The sequence below is a fragment of the Caballeronia sp. LZ016 genome (assembly GCF_031450805.1).
Taxonomy (GTDB): domain Bacteria; phylum Pseudomonadota; class Gammaproteobacteria; order Burkholderiales; family Burkholderiaceae; genus Caballeronia.
Genome location: NZ_JARTVY010000001.1, coordinates 1,680,398 through 1,695,328, shown reverse-complemented (window position 1 = coordinate 1,695,328; position 14,931 = coordinate 1,680,398). Strand labels below are relative to the sequence as shown.

Annotated in this window: 17 protein-coding genes; 11 read left to right on the top strand and 6 right to left on the bottom strand. The window is 65.0% G+C overall.

Annotation, left to right across the window (positions count from 1 at the left end; all coding sequences use genetic code 11):
* Positions 1-74: 74 nt before the first annotated feature.
* Genes P9220_RS08025 through P9220_RS08015 form a run of 3 tightly spaced genes read right to left on the bottom strand, consistent with a single transcriptional unit; the run spans position 75 to position 2,784 of the window.
* Positions 75-656, bottom strand: coding sequence for an LUD domain-containing protein (locus P9220_RS08025; RefSeq protein WP_309764365.1), 582 nt, complete (start codon positions 654-656; stop codon positions 75-77).
* Complete coding sequence (locus P9220_RS08020; protein ID WP_309764364.1) at positions 653-2,044, bottom strand: lactate utilization protein B; 1,392 nt, start codon at positions 2,042-2,044, stop codon at positions 653-655. The genes P9220_RS08025 and P9220_RS08020 overlap by 4 nt, the downstream gene beginning before the upstream one ends.
* Positions 2,041-2,784, bottom strand: coding sequence for a (Fe-S)-binding protein (locus P9220_RS08015; protein ID WP_309764363.1), 744 nt, complete (start codon positions 2,782-2,784; stop codon positions 2,041-2,043). Before P9220_RS08015 ends, P9220_RS08020 begins: the two co-directional genes overlap by 4 nt.
* A gap of 123 nt (positions 2,785-2,907) precedes the next feature.
* Here P9220_RS08015 and P9220_RS08010 point away from each other — a divergent pair, with 123 nt between their 5' ends.
* The 6 genes from P9220_RS08010 (at position 2,908) to P9220_RS07985 (ending at position 6,919) form a co-directional block, all read left to right on the top strand.
* The gene (locus tag P9220_RS08010; protein WP_309764362.1) at positions 2,908-3,678 is read left to right on the top strand and encodes an FCD domain-containing protein; all 771 of its coding nucleotides are present in this window, start codon (positions 2,908-2,910) and stop codon (positions 3,676-3,678) included.
* 278 nt (positions 3,679-3,956) lie between these two features.
* The gene (locus tag P9220_RS08005) at positions 3,957-4,436 is read left to right on the top strand and encodes a CreA family protein (RefSeq protein ID WP_309764361.1); all 480 of its coding nucleotides are present in this window, start codon (positions 3,957-3,959) and stop codon (positions 4,434-4,436) included.
* Positions 4,437-4,508: 72 nt separating this feature from the next.
* Positions 4,509-4,817: a hypothetical protein gene (locus tag P9220_RS08000; protein WP_309764360.1), complete on the top strand. Its 309-nt coding sequence runs from the start codon at positions 4,509-4,511 to the stop codon at positions 4,815-4,817.
* A 183-nt stretch (positions 4,818-5,000) separates the two neighbouring features.
* Positions 5,001-5,672 carry an AzlC family ABC transporter permease gene (locus tag P9220_RS07995; RefSeq protein WP_309765424.1) on the top strand — a complete coding sequence of 224 codons (672 nt, stop codon included), beginning with the start codon at positions 5,001-5,003 and terminating at the stop codon, positions 5,670-5,672.
* Positions 5,669-5,992: an AzlD domain-containing protein gene (locus tag P9220_RS07990; protein ID WP_309764358.1), complete on the top strand. Its 324-nt coding sequence runs from the start codon at positions 5,669-5,671 to the stop codon at positions 5,990-5,992. The genes P9220_RS07995 and P9220_RS07990 overlap by 4 nt, the downstream gene beginning before the upstream one ends.
* A 162-nt stretch (positions 5,993-6,154) precedes the next feature.
* Positions 6,155-6,919, top strand: coding sequence for a DUF4088 family protein (locus P9220_RS07985; protein ID WP_309764357.1), 765 nt, complete (start codon positions 6,155-6,157; stop codon positions 6,917-6,919).
* 12 nt (positions 6,920-6,931) lie between these two features.
* On the opposite strand, the gene P9220_RS07980 is transcribed toward P9220_RS07985, so the two are convergent.
* The 3 genes from P9220_RS07980 to P9220_RS07970 all read right to left on the bottom strand — a co-directional run bounded on the left by P9220_RS07980 (position 6,932) and on the right by P9220_RS07970 (position 9,944).
* Positions 6,932-9,058, bottom strand: a complete 2,127-nt coding sequence (locus tag P9220_RS07980) for an ATP-dependent helicase (RefSeq protein ID WP_309765423.1) — start codon at positions 9,056-9,058, stop codon at positions 6,932-6,934.
* 147 nt (positions 9,059-9,205) lie between these two features.
* Positions 9,206-9,463, bottom strand: a complete 258-nt coding sequence (locus P9220_RS07975; RefSeq protein WP_309764356.1) for a hypothetical protein — start codon at positions 9,461-9,463, stop codon at positions 9,206-9,208.
* A 70-nt stretch (positions 9,464-9,533) separates the two neighbouring features.
* Positions 9,534-9,944, bottom strand: coding sequence for a hypothetical protein (locus P9220_RS07970; RefSeq protein ID WP_309764355.1), 411 nt, complete (start codon positions 9,942-9,944; stop codon positions 9,534-9,536).
* A gap of 302 nt (positions 9,945-10,246) precedes the next feature.
* On the opposite strand from P9220_RS07970, the gene P9220_RS07965 reads away from it, so the two are divergent.
* The 5 genes from P9220_RS07965 to P9220_RS07945 all read left to right on the top strand — a co-directional run bounded on the left by P9220_RS07965 (position 10,247) and on the right by P9220_RS07945 (position 14,917).
* The gene (locus P9220_RS07965) at positions 10,247-10,468 is read left to right on the top strand and encodes an RNA-binding S4 domain-containing protein (protein ID WP_309764354.1); all 222 of its coding nucleotides are present in this window, start codon (positions 10,247-10,249) and stop codon (positions 10,466-10,468) included.
* Positions 10,469-10,656: 188 nt separating this feature from the next.
* Positions 10,657-12,096, top strand: a complete 1,440-nt coding sequence (locus P9220_RS07960) for an MATE family efflux transporter (protein ID WP_309764353.1) — start codon at positions 10,657-10,659, stop codon at positions 12,094-12,096.
* 257 nt (positions 12,097-12,353) lie between these two features.
* A complete protein-coding gene (locus P9220_RS07955; RefSeq protein WP_309764352.1) occupies positions 12,354-12,536 on the top strand; it encodes a hypothetical protein in 183 nt (60 codons plus the stop codon).
* 116 nt (positions 12,537-12,652) lie between these two features.
* Complete coding sequence (locus P9220_RS07950) at positions 12,653-12,982, top strand: hypothetical protein (RefSeq protein WP_309764351.1); 330 nt, start codon at positions 12,653-12,655, stop codon at positions 12,980-12,982.
* Between the two features lie 360 nt (positions 12,983-13,342).
* A complete protein-coding gene (locus P9220_RS07945; RefSeq protein ID WP_309765422.1) occupies positions 13,343-14,917 on the top strand; it encodes a phospholipase D family protein in 1,575 nt (524 codons plus the stop codon).
* Positions 14,918-14,931 lie beyond the last annotated feature (14 nt).

Genomic DNA, 14,931 nt, shown 5'->3' with positions numbered 1-14,931 from the left:
ATTGTCTCGAGGTTTTCAACCAGCCCGCTGGTTACATCTCGAAGTGCCTGCTTTGCGATGGCGGTCTTATGGCGCTACTCCATCCACACGACCGTCAGCGAGCGCACGCCCTGCGCGCCGCGAATCAGCACGCCTTCGATATCCGCCGTCGCGGACGGCCCCGTCACGAGCACCGCATAGCGCGCCGACTGAAAATCGGGCCGACGATAAACCTGCTGCAAGCCATCGACGAGTTGTGCGGGATCGAGCAGCACGACGAGATGCTGCACGAGATAGCCGATCGAATTGACGACGTATTCTTCCTCGCTGAACCACACGGAGCCCGTTTCCGCGACGCCGAACCGTCCACGCACGACGCCCACATCGACATCCTGCAGCGACGCCGGCGCGGTATCCGGCGACAGCCTGCGCGTAGCCCTGATGCCCTCCACCGCCGACGCCACCACCGCGCCCTCGCCGAAGCGCGCGGCGATCATCGCGTCGACATCGGCGAGGCTGTGTGCGTGGGCGCATGTTCCGCCCATCGTGGTAAGCGCGGTGATGAAGCGCGTCATCAGATCGCCTTCCGGCGACGGGAACACCGGCAGATCGGGACGCGGGCGCGATGCGGGCTGCGCCGCGCGAATCTTCGAGAGAAAGGCTTCGCGAGTCGTCATTTGGCTTGCTTCCGGTTCTTCTTGTACCACTCGTGGAAAGTCTCGGCGGGCGCTTCGGGCAAGTCGCGCTGGCGTCCCCAGATGTTGAGCGGGTTATACAGCACGAAGTTGGGCAGCCGCTTCAGCGCGCCGCCAAGCGACGCGACCGTCGCGCGATAAAGCGTCGGACTCGCCAGCAGACGCCCCGCCATCTTCAGCACTTCCTTCTTCACGAACGGCACTTCGTGACGCTCCGCGATCACCTCGCGCCACTTGTAGATCTGCTCGTGAATGTTCACTTTCGTCGGACAGACGTTGGTGCAACTGCCGTTCATCGTCGACGCGAACGGCAGGCTGCTATAGCGTTTCAGGTCGTGCGTCGGGTTGATGATCGCGCCGATCGGCCCCGAATACGTGCCGCCATACGACAGCCCCCCGCTTCGCCGATACACCGGGCACGTGTTCATGCACGCGCCGCAGCGGATGCACTTCAGCGAATACCAGAAGTCGTCGAGCGCGAGCCGCTCGGAGCGTCCGTTGTCGACGAGGATGTAGTGCATCTCCGTCCCCGGCCGCGGCGCGCGAAAGTGCGATGTGTACTGCGTGATCGGCGAGCCGAGCGCGCTTCTCGACAGCATGCGCACGAACACGCCGAGATCGGCGATCGTCGGAATGATCTTCTCGATGCCGATGGATGCGATATGCAGCGGCGGCACATTCGCGGACAAGTCTGCGTTGCCCTCGTTCGTGCAGACGACGACCGTCCCCGTTTCCGCCACCGCGAAGTTGCAGCCCGTCATGCCCGCCGTGTTCTCGCGCACGAAGTACGGCCGCGTGTTCATGCGCTGGCTTTCGGCGAGATAGTGGATGTCGCTGTTGTTCGGATCGGTGCCGATGGTCTTCCCGAACAGTTCCGCCACGTCCGCGCGCAGCTTGTGGACCGCCGGCACGACCATATGGCTCGGGTCCTGATGATCGAGCTGCTGGATGCGTTCGCCGAGATCGGTTTCCATCACCGTGATGCCCCGCGGCTCCAGATAGTCGCGCATGTAGCACTCGTCGGTGAGCATCGACTTGCTTTTTACGAGCGTCGTCATGCCCCGCTCGCTCATCAGCTTGTGGACGAGCGCGTTGTGTTCTTCCGCGTTGGCCGCGAAGTGGACAACGACGCCGTTCTTCTCCGCACGATCCACGAACTGCGCGATGTAATCCGCGAGATTCGACAGCGTGTGCTCCTTGATGCCCGAGGCCAGCTCGCGCATCGCTTCCCATTCGGGGATGCCGTGCGCCTGCGCGTCGCGCTTGCTGCGCAGATCCCAGAGACGCTTGTCGTGGAACGCGACGTGATCCGTCTTCTGCAGGAACGCGCCCGCCGCCTTCGCGTGATCGATTCGTACGGTCTTGCTCATGCGCGCGCTCCGTTCAGAACCTGCGCGATGTGAATGAACCGCGCGTCGAGCTTCATGCGTTCCGCGCAGCCCTGCTGATGCATGAGACAGGACATGTCGCCGGAGACGATGTACTCCGCGCCCGCGCCGATGTGATCGCGCACCTTGTCCTGTCCCATCCGCACGGAGACGGCTTCCTCCGTCACCGAGAACGTGCCGCCGAAGCCGCAGCATTCGTCGGGCCGCGCGGGCGAGACGAATTCGATGCCTTTCACGCCTTCGAGCAGCGCGCGCGGCTTCGAGTACCGCGTGCCGGCGACTTCCGAATTCGATGTCTCGCGCAGATGCCGCACCGCGCTGCAGCTGTTGTGCAGCCCGACACGATGCGGAAACTCGGCCCACGGAAACTCGCGGACCTTCAGCACGTCATGCAGGAACTCGACCAGTTCGAAGGTAGTGCGCCGCACCTTCTGCACATCGTTCGTTTGCTCGATGGCCGTGAAATGCTCGCGCACGTGATGCGTGCAACTCGCCGACGGCCCGACCACGTAGTCGTAATCCGCGAAGTTGCGCGCGAACACGCGCTCCGCGCCGGCGGCTTCCTTGCGCGCGCCGCTGTTGGCCATCGGCTGGCCGCAGCACGTCTGATCTTGCGGATAGTCAACATCGACGCCCAGCCGCTCCAGCAATTCGAGCGTGGCGATGCCGACCTGCGGATAGAACGCATCGATGAAACAGGGGACGAACAGGGCAACTTTCATGGGGTATCGAGGGAGGAAACCGCGTTTCTGGTCAGCTTGGTCTGACCAAGACTTTAAGGATGCGACGCTTTCGTGTCAAACTAGGTTAATCCAGCGTCTTTGCCTGTGCATTCCCTTCGACCGATGACCTTCCAGCCCGTCCACTCGCACTCCTACGCCCGCGTGCGCCTGTCCGACGTCGTGTCCGGCCAGATTCGCGAGCTGATCTCGAACGGCACGCTGCTGCCCGGCCAGCGTCTGCCCGCCGAGCGCGATCTCGCCGAGCAGTTGAACGTGTCGCGGCCGTCGCTGAGGGAAGCGCTGATTCGCCTCGAATCCGATGGCTTCATTCGCGCGGTGGCGCGCGGCGGCTTCGTCGTGTCGGACGTGACGGCGCCGCTCGTTTCGCTGCCGCTCGCCGCATTGCTGCAACAGCAGCCGGACGCCAGCGCCGACGTACTGGAATTGCGCCACGGCCTCGAAACGCTCGCCACGGCTTACGCTGCCGAACGCGCGACCGAAGCCGATCTCGCGCGAATCCGCGCGGCGTTCGATGCACTCGAGGCCGCCGTCGCCCGGAAAAGCGCGCGCATCGCGGAAAAGGACGCGGCGTTTCACCTGGCGATCGCGGACGCGACGCACAACGTCGCGCTCGCGCATGTGATGCACGGGCTCAACGAACTCATGCGCGAATCGATGCTCACGTCGCACCGTCTCGTCGATTACGACGACGAAGTCGAAGCCAACCTGCTCGCCCAGCATCGCGCGATGCTCGACGCGATCGTCGCCCGCGATCCGGCGCGCGCACGGGACTGCGCGGGCGCGCATCTGGACTACGTGCGTGCGCTCTATCGCGACCGCCCGGCGAAGAAGGCGCGCAGCCGCCTTTCCCACGATGACATGACCAATTCGTAACGCGCTCGTAAGATTCGATAGGACTTCGCCTACACGCATTTCGGACGCACACGGCTAACGCGCGCTACGCGAACCCGCGATACTGAAATCGTCGTCAACAACATGCGCAAGGAGGACAACATGCCTTACCTGCTCGGATGGCTGCTCGGCGTGCCGGTTATCGTGCTCGTGATTCTGTATCTGATCTTCCATTGAACCGGCCGCAACAGACTGCAGCAGAAGCAACGAAGGGCGTCGCTACAATACGGCGCCCTTTTCTTTTTTTCCGAAGGATTGTGATGAACCGCGCCGCCCGTCTGATATCGACCGCATCGCTCGTATTCCTGCTTGGCGCGACTGCCGCGCACGCGGAGGAAATCGCGAGCGTCAACACGAACTTCCGCATCACCGGCTCGGACCGCGTGAGCGTCGAGGCCTACGACGATCCGCTCGTCGGCGGCGTCACCTGCTATGTGTCGCGTGCGCGCACGGGCGGCGTGAAGGGCACGCTCGGCATCGCGGAAGACCCGACTGAGGCGTCGATCGCGTGCCGTCAGGTCGGGCCGGTCGCGTTCAAGGAGCCGCTCAAACAGAAGAGCGATGTGTTCACGGATCGCATGTCCTTCATCTTCAAGACGCTGCACGTGGTGCGGATCGTCGATGCGAAGCGCAATACGCTCGTCTATCTGACCTACAGCGACCGCATCGCGAGCGGCAGCGCGAAGAACAGCGTGACCGCCGTGCCGGTGCCGCAGGGAACGGCGATTCCGGTGAAGTGAGTACGGCACGCGAGCCGGCGAAGCTGTAGGCTGACTGGATCGGCTATGACTCGTCCGTGCAATGAACTGACTATGTCCAAACGTCTACGTGCCACCATCGTTTTCTACGACGAGGACACGCAACAACTTCAGCTGTGCAACGTGCGGCGGGACGACGTCCAGTCGGCGATCGAGCGAGCGGGTTTCGTCTTTGATGTCCCCACGGATGCGCCGGACAACCGTTCGGCGCCTGTGACCGACGAACACGCCCGACAGATTGGCGGAATGGCGCTTCTTGTTCAGGCTCACGTCCACCCGGAACTGCGAACGCGCTTGCATCTGACTTTGAACGAGCCGATCGACTGGGAGCAGCGGCCCGAGCCGCCAAACGCTGCGAGCTAGCGGACGGCCCGTGAAGCAGGCGCACCGCATCACGCGCCGCACGGACAGACTATCCCGCCGCGTCACGACCGGATATCCTCCGCAACCTGGCAACACGTCACACGCCGTAGGAGGACCATCTTGACCGCATCATCCCCCAGCGCGCTCACCGAATTCGCCGCCGGCGCGCGCGACACCATTCCGATGATGATCGGCGCCGCGCCGTTCGGCGTCATCTTCGGCACCCTCGTCACGGCGAGTCCGCTCGCGCTGTGGCACGGCCAGCTCATGTCGCTCGCGGTGTTCGCGGGATCGGCGCAGTTCATCGCAGTCGGGATGATCGCGGGGAACGCCAGCTTCGCCGTCATCTGGGCCACCACTTTCGTCGTCAATCTGCGGCACATCCTGTATTCGGCGACGCTCGCGCCGTACGTCGCCCATCTGCCCGCGCGCTGGCGCTGGGCGCTCGCCGGCCTCATGACCGACGAAGTGTTCGCCGTCGCCTATGCCCATTATCAGAAGCGCGCGGCGGGCGAAATCGGGCCGCACTACTTCCTCGGCTCCGGCGTCGCGATGTACCTGAACTGGCAGGCGTGGACGCTCATCGGCCTCTTTTTCGGCGCGGCGTTTCCGGGCCTCAAGTCACTCGGCCTCGACTTCGCGATGGTCGCGACGTTCATCGCGATCATCGTGCCGCAACTCGTCGCGGCGCGCTTCGTCACGGCGGCGCTGGCGTCCGGGGTGCTGTCGTTCGCGTGGCAGGACTGGCCCTACAAGCTCGGGCTGCTCGCGGCCGTGCTCGTGGGCGTCGCCGTCGGCATGGTGCTCACGATGATCGATGCGAAACCGCGTCTGAAAAAGGAGCGCGCGCGATGAACTACGTTTTGCTCATTCTCGGCATGGCGCTCGTCACCTATCTGATCCGTGCGGCCGTGTTCGTGCTCGGCGAGCGGCTCGCCTTCCCGCCCGTCGTGCGGACCGCGCTCGGCTTCGTCCCGGTGACGGTGCTGACCGCGATCATCGTGCCGATGACCGTCTCGCCGCACGGCAACGGCGCGGAACTCTCGTGGCGCAATCCGCAGCTCGTGGCCGCGGCGGTCGCGGTCGTCGTGTGCGCGTTGACGAGGCGCGCGCTGCTGACGATCGCCGTATCGCTCGCGGTGTTTTTCTTCTGGCAATTGGTCGTGCTGCGCTAGGCCATTTGCATCGGGTACGACGCGCCTTACAAACGCCCTCAAGTTTCCGGCTCCCGCGCCGATATCAGGTTCGAATGGCCTCCGCTCTGCCTGGCGGCAGGCCGACAGCATCTCCTGCCAGGGGGGCCACCGGCCGCCCCACGCGCGGAACCGGAAACCGACATGCGCCAAATCACCCTTTCGTTGCGCGACGAAACGATCGCTTCGCTGCAACGCGATTTCGAGGCGTTCCTGCGTCTCTCGCTCAAGCTCGACCCTCAGTTCATCACGCCGTCGTTCGAGGACTTCCTGCGTGCGAAGCTGCTCGACAATCCCACGCCGCTCACCGAGCAGGCCGTGCAGCGCATGCTCACGCACGGCCAGTACGCATGGGCCAAGCGCGCGCTCGACAAGGAGTTCCCCGATGTCGTCGAAATCCTCATTCGTCAGGCGGCGGAACACGGCTTCGCATTCGCGATCCGTTCCGACTGGAGCGCCGAGGATCTGTTGAAGGCTTCGCGCGAATGGGCCGCCGCGATCGTCACCGAGGCGAACGGCGATGCGTCGCAGGTAGACGTGCTCGCCTCGCAGATCAAGTCGGCGGCAGTCGATATCCGCGAGGTCGAGGAAAAGATGCAGACACCCGCCTGGCGGCTCGCCGATTCGCTGCGTCAGCGTGTGTACGACGCGAAGGTCGCGGTGGAAACGAACGTCGGCTCGACGGCGCGCGAGAAGCTCGGCGAACTGCGCGCGCTGCTGCGGCTCAACATCTTCTACGGTTCGGTGCAGAAACAGGAAGCGCAGCAGTTGCTCGAATATCTGCGCTCGCTGCGGCCGGAACTGTTCGTCGAAGAGCCCTACGACGGCTTCACGCGGTTTGCCGCGTGGCTGCGCAGCATCTTCGGACACGCGCCGCGAGCGGCAGGCGCGACGCGGGCCTCCCGCTAACGCATCCGGCCGCTACTCCCACATTCCCTTGAGCCGCGCGGCGATATCGATCTTCGCCTTCGCGGCGGCGGCGAGTCCCGCTGCCGTCGGGGCGGCGGCCACGGGAACCGGCGGCCACGCGGCGGCCTCGAAATGCGGCAGCAGATGCGGCGGAATGAAGCGCGTGCGCTGCGCCCACACGTGCCGGTCGCCGAGATTCGTCTGATTGTGGACGTAGAAGCGCTGCGGCGTGATGACGTGCAGGTCTTCCTTCGCCCGCGTCATCGCGACATACAGCAGGCGGCGCTCTTCGTCGACTTCTTCTTCGCTGCCGGTGCCGAGATCGGACGGAATGCAGCCGTCCACGCCGTTCAGCACGAACACGTTGCGCCACTCCTGCCCCTTCGCGGAATGGATGGTCGAGAGGATCAGGTAGTCTTCGTCGATGAGCGGCACGCCCGATTCATCGCTCGTCGCGTCCGGCGGATCGAGCGTCAGTTCGGTGAGAAAGCGCTCGCGCGTCGGATACGTCGACGCGATGCTCTCCATCTGCATGACGTCGCCGATGCGGATGGCCGCGTCCTCGTGATTGCGCTCGAGATGCGGCTCGTACCATCGGCGGATCATTTCGAACTCGGCGGGCCAGCCGGATTCGCGCCCGCACAGCTTCGCCATCAGCCCGACGAAGCGCGGCCAGTCTTCGCTCGCGCGTGCCGGCGCGCTGAACGCCGCGATCGCATCGGCGGGGCGCTCGTTCTGCACGACGCCATCGAGCAGGCGTCCGGCGATAGCCGGCCCGACGCCCGGTAGCAGTTGCGCGACCCGGAACCCCGCGACGCGGTCGCGTGGATTCTCCGCCCAGCGCAGCACGGCGAGCACGTCTTTCACATGGACCGAATCGAGGAACTTCAGTCCGCCGAACTTCACGAACGGAATGTTCTTTCGCGTCAGCTCGATCTCGAGCGCCGCGCTGTGATGGGCCGCGCGAAACAGCACGGCCTGCGATTTGAGCTTCATGCCGCCCTCGCGCGCCTCCAGCACTTTCTCGACGACATAGCGCGCCTGATCGGCCTCATCGGCGACGGAGACGACACGCGGCTTCTGCGCCGATGCCTTGTCGGTCCATAAGTCCTTCGTGTAGCGCTCGGCGGCGAGGCCGATGACCGCGTTCGACGCTTCGAGAATCGGCTGCGTCGAGCGGTAGTTCCGATCGAGCGTCACGGTCGCGGCGGGCGGATCGAAGTGCTGCGGAAAATCCAGGATGTTGCGCACGGTCGCGCCGCGAAACGAATAGATGGACTGCGCATCGTCGCCGACGACGGTGAGGCCGCGCCCGTCGGGTTTCATCGCGAGAAGGATGGTCGCCTGCAGGCGATTGGTGTCCTGATACTCGTCGACGAGCACATGATCGAAACGGCTCGACAGATCGGCGGCGATGGCCGGCTCAGCCGCGAGATGCGACCAGTAGAGCAGCAGGTCGTCGTAATCGAGGACGCTTTGCGATTGCTTGGCGCTGACATAGGCGGCGAACAGGCGCTTGAGATCGGCTTCCCACTCGCGGCACCACGGATACGACTTGTCGAGCACATGGCTCAAGGACGCGCCCGTGTTGATCACGCGCGAATAAATGGCGAAGCACGTGGACTTCGCCGGGAAGCGCTTTTCCTTCGACGACAGTCCGAGTTCGTGGCGCACGAGGTTCATCAGATCGGCGGAATCTTCACGGTCGTTGATCGTGAACGAGGGCGCGAGCCCGACGATCTCGGCGTAATCGCGCAACAGCCGTGCGCCGACGCCGTGGAAGGTGCCCGACCACGTCAGCCCTTGCGCGAGGGCGCTTTTGTTGCCGAGCGCATTTCTCGCGACACGCGACACCCGCCGCGTCATTTCGAGCGCCGCGCGGCGCGAGAACGTGAGCAGCAGAATGCGATGCGGGTCCGCGCCCTTGACCAGCAGATGCGCCACGCGATGCGCAAGCGTGTTCGTCTTCCCCGACCCCGCGCCCGCAATGACGAGCAGCGGCCCGCCGCAGCGGCCCGGTCCATCGACCCCGAATTCGACGGCCCGACGTTGCGCATCGTTCAGCTTCGCGAGATAGGCTGCTGCGGCCTGTTCTTCGGTCTCGGGAGAATCGGCGGCGATGTCGGGAAGCGTGAGCACGAGATTGGATGACGGTAAGCAGTGACGCGACACTGTATATCCATACAACCCGCCCGTGCAAGTCTTTGTCAGGGCTCGGCTTTTGGCCCCAAAAAGACGACGGCCCGGGTGAATAGCCCGGGCCGCCTTCGTACAGAAATGCGCCGCTCAGTCCGCCTTTTTGGCGTCCTTCAGCTTCGCATCCGCGGCGGCTTCGTTCGCTTCCGATTGCGATTCCGTCTTCTTCTTGTCGGCCTTCGCCTGTGCGACGGCCGCGTCCTTGTCGGCTTCGGCCTGCTTCTTCGCGGCCTTCTTGTCGGCGTGCGTCGGCGTCGTGTCGTCCGCCTGCGCGACCGATACCGCGCTCACGCTGGTCAGCGCGCCGACGACGAGCGCCGCCAGCAGTGCATTCTTACGTCGTGTCATGGTGTCCTCCCCTGTGTGGAACCGCGAAGCTCCGTCAGGAACCTCGCGGCCATCGCTCGCAGTCGCCCGCTTAGTGCTGCTCGCCCTCGTCCTTCGGCGTGCGGTCGGCAGCGGCGTTCAGCTCGTCCTTTGCGGCGGCCTTGTCGGCCTTCTTGTTGATCTTCGCGTTGCGCACTTCTTCCTTGTATTGCGCGTTCGCTTCCTTCTTCGCGGCCTTCATCTCGGCCTTCGACGCCTTCTTCGACGCCTTGTATTCGGCGTTTGCCTGCGCGTCGGCATTGCGCTTCTGCACCAGCGGATCGGTCGGCGCGGGCGCGACGATGTTCTGCTGCGGGGGCGTCATCGGCTGCTGGGCCTGCGTCGAGATTTGCGCATCGGCGCCGGGGGCGGCCTGCATCGGCTGCGCGGTCTGGGCTTGCGCGCCGGTGGCGGCCAGGGCGGCGAAGGCGGTGCCGATCATCAGAATTCGAGCCTTAGTCATGAGCTAGTCCTCTCTTTTGGTAGCGCCGGCGCGTGGTCTCGCAAGGTTGCGCGCGGCGCGTGTCGTTTGGAAGATGACCGAAGCTGCATCGATCAAATCTACAGACCGGGCGGTCGATCGCCGAGTTTCGCCTGTGCAGTCACTGTTACGCATGGTTGCACTTGGCTACATTTAGCGCTTTTTCGCCGACGTTCGGATGCATCATCAAATACGGCCGATCGTTGCGGTCGGGGAAAGCAGGAGCACGACGCGTACCCGATGCATTATCATGGCCGTCTTCAACACGTTTGTTTCCGCCCGCCATGCCGCAGCTTCAATTCACCCTCACGGGCGATTACGTCGAACTTCACAACCTGCTCAAGCTGATGGGTCTCGCCGACAGCGGTGGCTCGGCGAAGGCGCGCGTCGCAATGGGCGATGTCACCGTCGACGGCAAGGTGGAACTGCGCAAGACGTGCAAGATCCGCGCAGGTCAGGTCGTGATGATCGACGGCCAGAAGATCCGCGTGCGCGCGCCCGCCTGAAGGCATCGGCATTGCGCGTGCGCGCCGCGCGATTGCGTAAAGCCCGCCATAACCCGCCGCGACATCGACATGCCGCGCGCGACGCAATAAGCTAGTCGTCTTTCGTTCCGGTTTCAGCGCCGGCGTTCGAGCCGTTCATCGCCTCTGCGACGCACGATCGCCGCGACCAGTCGCTCTCTTCTTCGATCATGCAATCGCACACCACGCGCGCTCAACCCGCGCATCAGGGACCGCCGACGCTATCCCGTCACGCCGTCGATACGGCGCGGCTCGCGGCGCCGCTCGCCATCGCGCAGCTTTCGCAAATGGCGATGGGCGTCACCGACACCATCCTGCTCGGCTCGCTCGGCCCCGACGCGCTCGCCGCGGGCGGGCTCGGCGCGAACCTCTTCTTCGTCGTTGTCACGCTGCTGCAGGGCGTGCTCACTTCGGTGAGCGTATCGGTGGCGCATGCGCGCGGCGCGAACGCGGAGGAACGCGTGCCGCGCATCTACTGGACGGGCCTGCTGCTTTCCGTGCTGCTCGCCGTCCCCGCGTTCGTCCTGTTGAGCTACGCCGAGCCGATCCTGCTCGCGTTCCACGAACCGGCGACGCTCGCGCGCAACGTCGGCGAATACTGCGCCGTGCTGCGCTGGGGGACGCCGGGCAGCCTGATCGGCATCGGCATGATGCGCGCCTTTCTTCCGGCGATCGGCGCGGCGAAGCGGCTCTTGTGGGTGTCCATCGGCGGCGTGTTCATCAACGGCTTTCTCAACTACGGGCTGATTCACGGTGCATACGGACTGCCGCGCGAAGGCTTCCTGGGCTCGGCTGCGGCGACGACCATCACCGTCTGGCTGACGGCGTTCGCGCTCGTCGCGTTGCTGCACTTGCGGCCGCGTTACCGGCACTTCGTGGTGGCGGCGCGTCCGCATCTGCCGTTGATGGGCGAGCTGTTCGGCATCGGCTGGCCGGTCGCGATCACCTATGGCGTCGAATCGACGCTCTTTCTCGCCACCGGCATGATGGTCGGCCTGCTCGGCGAAGCACCGCTCGCGGCGCATCAGATCGCGCTCAACGTGGCGTCGGTGGCGTTCATGGTGCCGCTTGCCATTGGGCAGGCGGCGAACGTGCGCGTCGGCTACTGGGTCGGCGCGGGCGTGCCGGTGGCCGCGCGTCATGCGGGGTTCGTCGCGCTTGCGCTCGGCGTCGGCTTCATGATGTGCTCGGGACTCGTGCTCATCGTCGCGCCGCACGCGATCGTCGGGCTGTATCTTCATCTCGACGATCCCGCCAACGCGCATACCGTGTCGCTGGCGGCGTCGCTGCTCGGCGTGGCGGCGGTGTTCCAGATCGTCGACGGGATGCAGACGGTCGGTTCCGGCTGCCTGCGCGGCCTGAAGGACACGCGCATACCGATGCTCGCGGCGGCGTTCGGCTACTGGGGCGTCGGTTTCCCGACGGGCTACGTGCTCGCGTTTCACTTCGGCCTCGGCGCGAAGGGATTGTGGTGGGGGCTCGCGGCAGGCCTGGCGAGTGTCGCGGTGCTGATGACGCTGCGCTTTCATCGCATCAGCAGACGGCTCGTCGACTCGGGCGGGGGGCAGGCGGCGGTGCCGGTCGAGCCGGCGTCGCGCCGAACGGCGTAGCGCGGACGCATATGCAAAGCAGGAATGCTTGGTTGGTCCGCGTGCGCCGCGTTGGTACGATCAACCCGTCTCCTCCTTGAGACTCCAGTAACAGGGGTTATAGCCCGCTCTGCCGAGCGGGCTTTTTTTCGTCCTGTCGATGTGCGCCGGCCTGGCTGGAACAACGCTTGCAAAAACGTTGTCCGGATGGCTGCAACTGGCGATTCGCTGGCCGGCCGATCCGTTTTCGACGTCATGCAACGAGGGAGGATGGACACATGAAGACAGCACCGCCGAGCAGTCAGACTGAACAGGACGCCAAGGCCGAAGCCAATTCCGGCAAGCCGGCGACGACGTCCAGCGACAAACCGGCCAGCGGGCAGCACGCTGCGAACCACACCAAGGCCGGCAAGGACCACGGCGCCGGAGGCGGCGCGAAACAGCGGCACGGCCCGAGGTAACCGGCGAATCAGCCGATGCGGACGCGCCGTCGCGCGGCACGATCGTTGCGCCCTGATCTCGGGCAGGCGGCGAACGTCTGCATCCCTATACCGAATCCGATAAAGGAGGCCGAACCATGAACAAGGCAATCAGCACGTTGATCGCGGCCGTCTCCGCGCTCACGTTGGCCGGCGGCGCGTATGCCCAAGCCGGCGGAGCGGGCGGAGGCGGAGGCGGCGGCGCGAACGGCGGGGGCGCCGCAGGCAGCACGGCCAGCCCGGCGAATCAGGTGAACGGCGCAACCGGCGGCTATGGCACGCCGGGCACGACCCGTTCGGACAGCGGCATGTCCACCAAGGGCACCGGCCTGCCGAGCAGCACCAATAGCGAGATCGCGCCCGCCGCGCCCGCGACGAGCAACAACACGCTCGCGACGCCCAGCGTGAAGTCGCCGGCAGCGAAGTAGCCGCGATCCCCGCTTGTCTGGCACACGACCGCCCGCCGATGCGGCGGTCGTTGCCGCCTTCTTTCCCGTCGATGGCCCCGGTCCGTCGGCGCGTCGAACCGCCCGTCGCTTTAGAATCTTCTGACGAACGTCTGATCGCCGAGCACGATATTTGCTCGTCGCGAAGGCACATACCGCGCTCGCGTCGACATGAGCCGGGCCAAGACAATCAAAAGAAGAGGAAGAAAAGTGTCGGAAAGCCGGGGATTGCCAACAGCTTCACATCACGTCGCAAAGGCCGCAAAGGTCGCAAAGCAGGGAACATCGGCGAGGAGCGCCGCGCCGAGGCTCAGAGTGCGCCTCGTCGGCACGTTCGTCGCGATGACCCTCGGCCTCACCGCCTGCGCCACGCGTCCGCCCGCGACAGAGTTTTATCGTCCGCCGAGCCACGCGCTCGCGCCGACTGATGAGACGCCGCTCGCCACCGCGCTCGCAACACTCGAGAAGCAGCATCCGAACGAATCGGCGGTGCGCCTGTTGCCGACCGGCACGGACGCGCTGCAGGCGCGCATCGCGCTCGCCCGCGCGGCGACGAAAACGCTCGACATGCAGTACTACATCGCCGAGGAAGACAACACGGGCAAGCTGTTGCTGGGCGCCGCGCTCCATGCCGCGGATCGCGGCGTGCGCGTCCGCATGCTGGTCGACGACCTCAACTTCAAGGACATCGACCGCATCATGGCGGCGCTGAACTCTCACGACAACATCGAGATTCGCGTCTTCAATCCATATGGCAGCGCACAGCGCAGTTTCTCGGAACGTGCGCGCAACGTCTTCACGAATCTGGATCACTTCACGCGCCGCATGCACAACAAGGCGATGATCGCGGACAACCAGATCGCCATCGTCGGCGGACGCAACCTGGGCGATGAATATTTCAGCGCCAGCCCGACGCTGCAGTTTCGCGACCTCGACGCGTTCGCCGCCGGCCCGGTCACGCAACAGATATCCGCGAGCTTCGACGATTACTGGAACAGCACGCTCTCCTACCCGTTGCGCGCGCTGAACAAGCAGAAGTTCGACCCTTCGGAACTGGACAAGACGCGCGACGACCTGCGCGCGCACTGGCGCAAGAACGCCGATCCGCTCAACGCGAAGCCGCTCAACGCCACGCCGCTCGCCCAGCAGATCGCGCGTCAGGAAATGGGCCTCACCTGGGCGCCGACCGAATTCAAGGTGGACTCGCCGTCGAAAATCGAGCATCCGAGCGACGACTACAAGAGCCCGCCGATGACGCGCCTCGTCGACCTGCTCAAGCACGCGCAGCAGGAGTTCTTGATTCTTTCGCCCTACTTCGTGCCGCACGACGCCGGCGTGAAAGCGCTCGCCGACCTCACGCGGCGGCAGGTGCGCGTCGCCGTGCTGACGAACTCGCTCGCCGCCACGGATGCCGTCGCCGTCCAGGCAGGTTATGCGCCCTATCGCATTCCGCTGCTGCAGAACGGCGTCGAACTGTACGAATTCAAGCCGATGCAGGCCGAAGGCGAAGGCCGGCCGCGCGCGGGTCTCTTCGGCTCGCAATCGCGGGCGAGTTTGCACGCCAAGGCCTATGTAATCGATCGGAGTATCCTCGTGATCGGCTCGATGAATCTCGATCCGCGCTCGGCTCAGCTTAACACCGAACTCGCGCTCGTGATCCACAGCAAACCGGTCGCCGAAGAAGCTGCCGGGCTGTTCGATCGCGGGATCACGCCGCAAGCGAGTTATCGCGTCGAACTGGCGAGTGCGGCGGTGATCGCGGACTTGCGCCGCACCGGCTCGCCGCAATCGGGACTCGTCTGGACGACGCAGGAAGACAAAGGGACCGTCACCTACAACTTCGATCCCGAAGCCGGCTTTTATCGGAACCTGATGACGGGCATCTTCAAGATGCTGCCCGTCGACAAGCAGCTTTGATCAATCTCACGAGG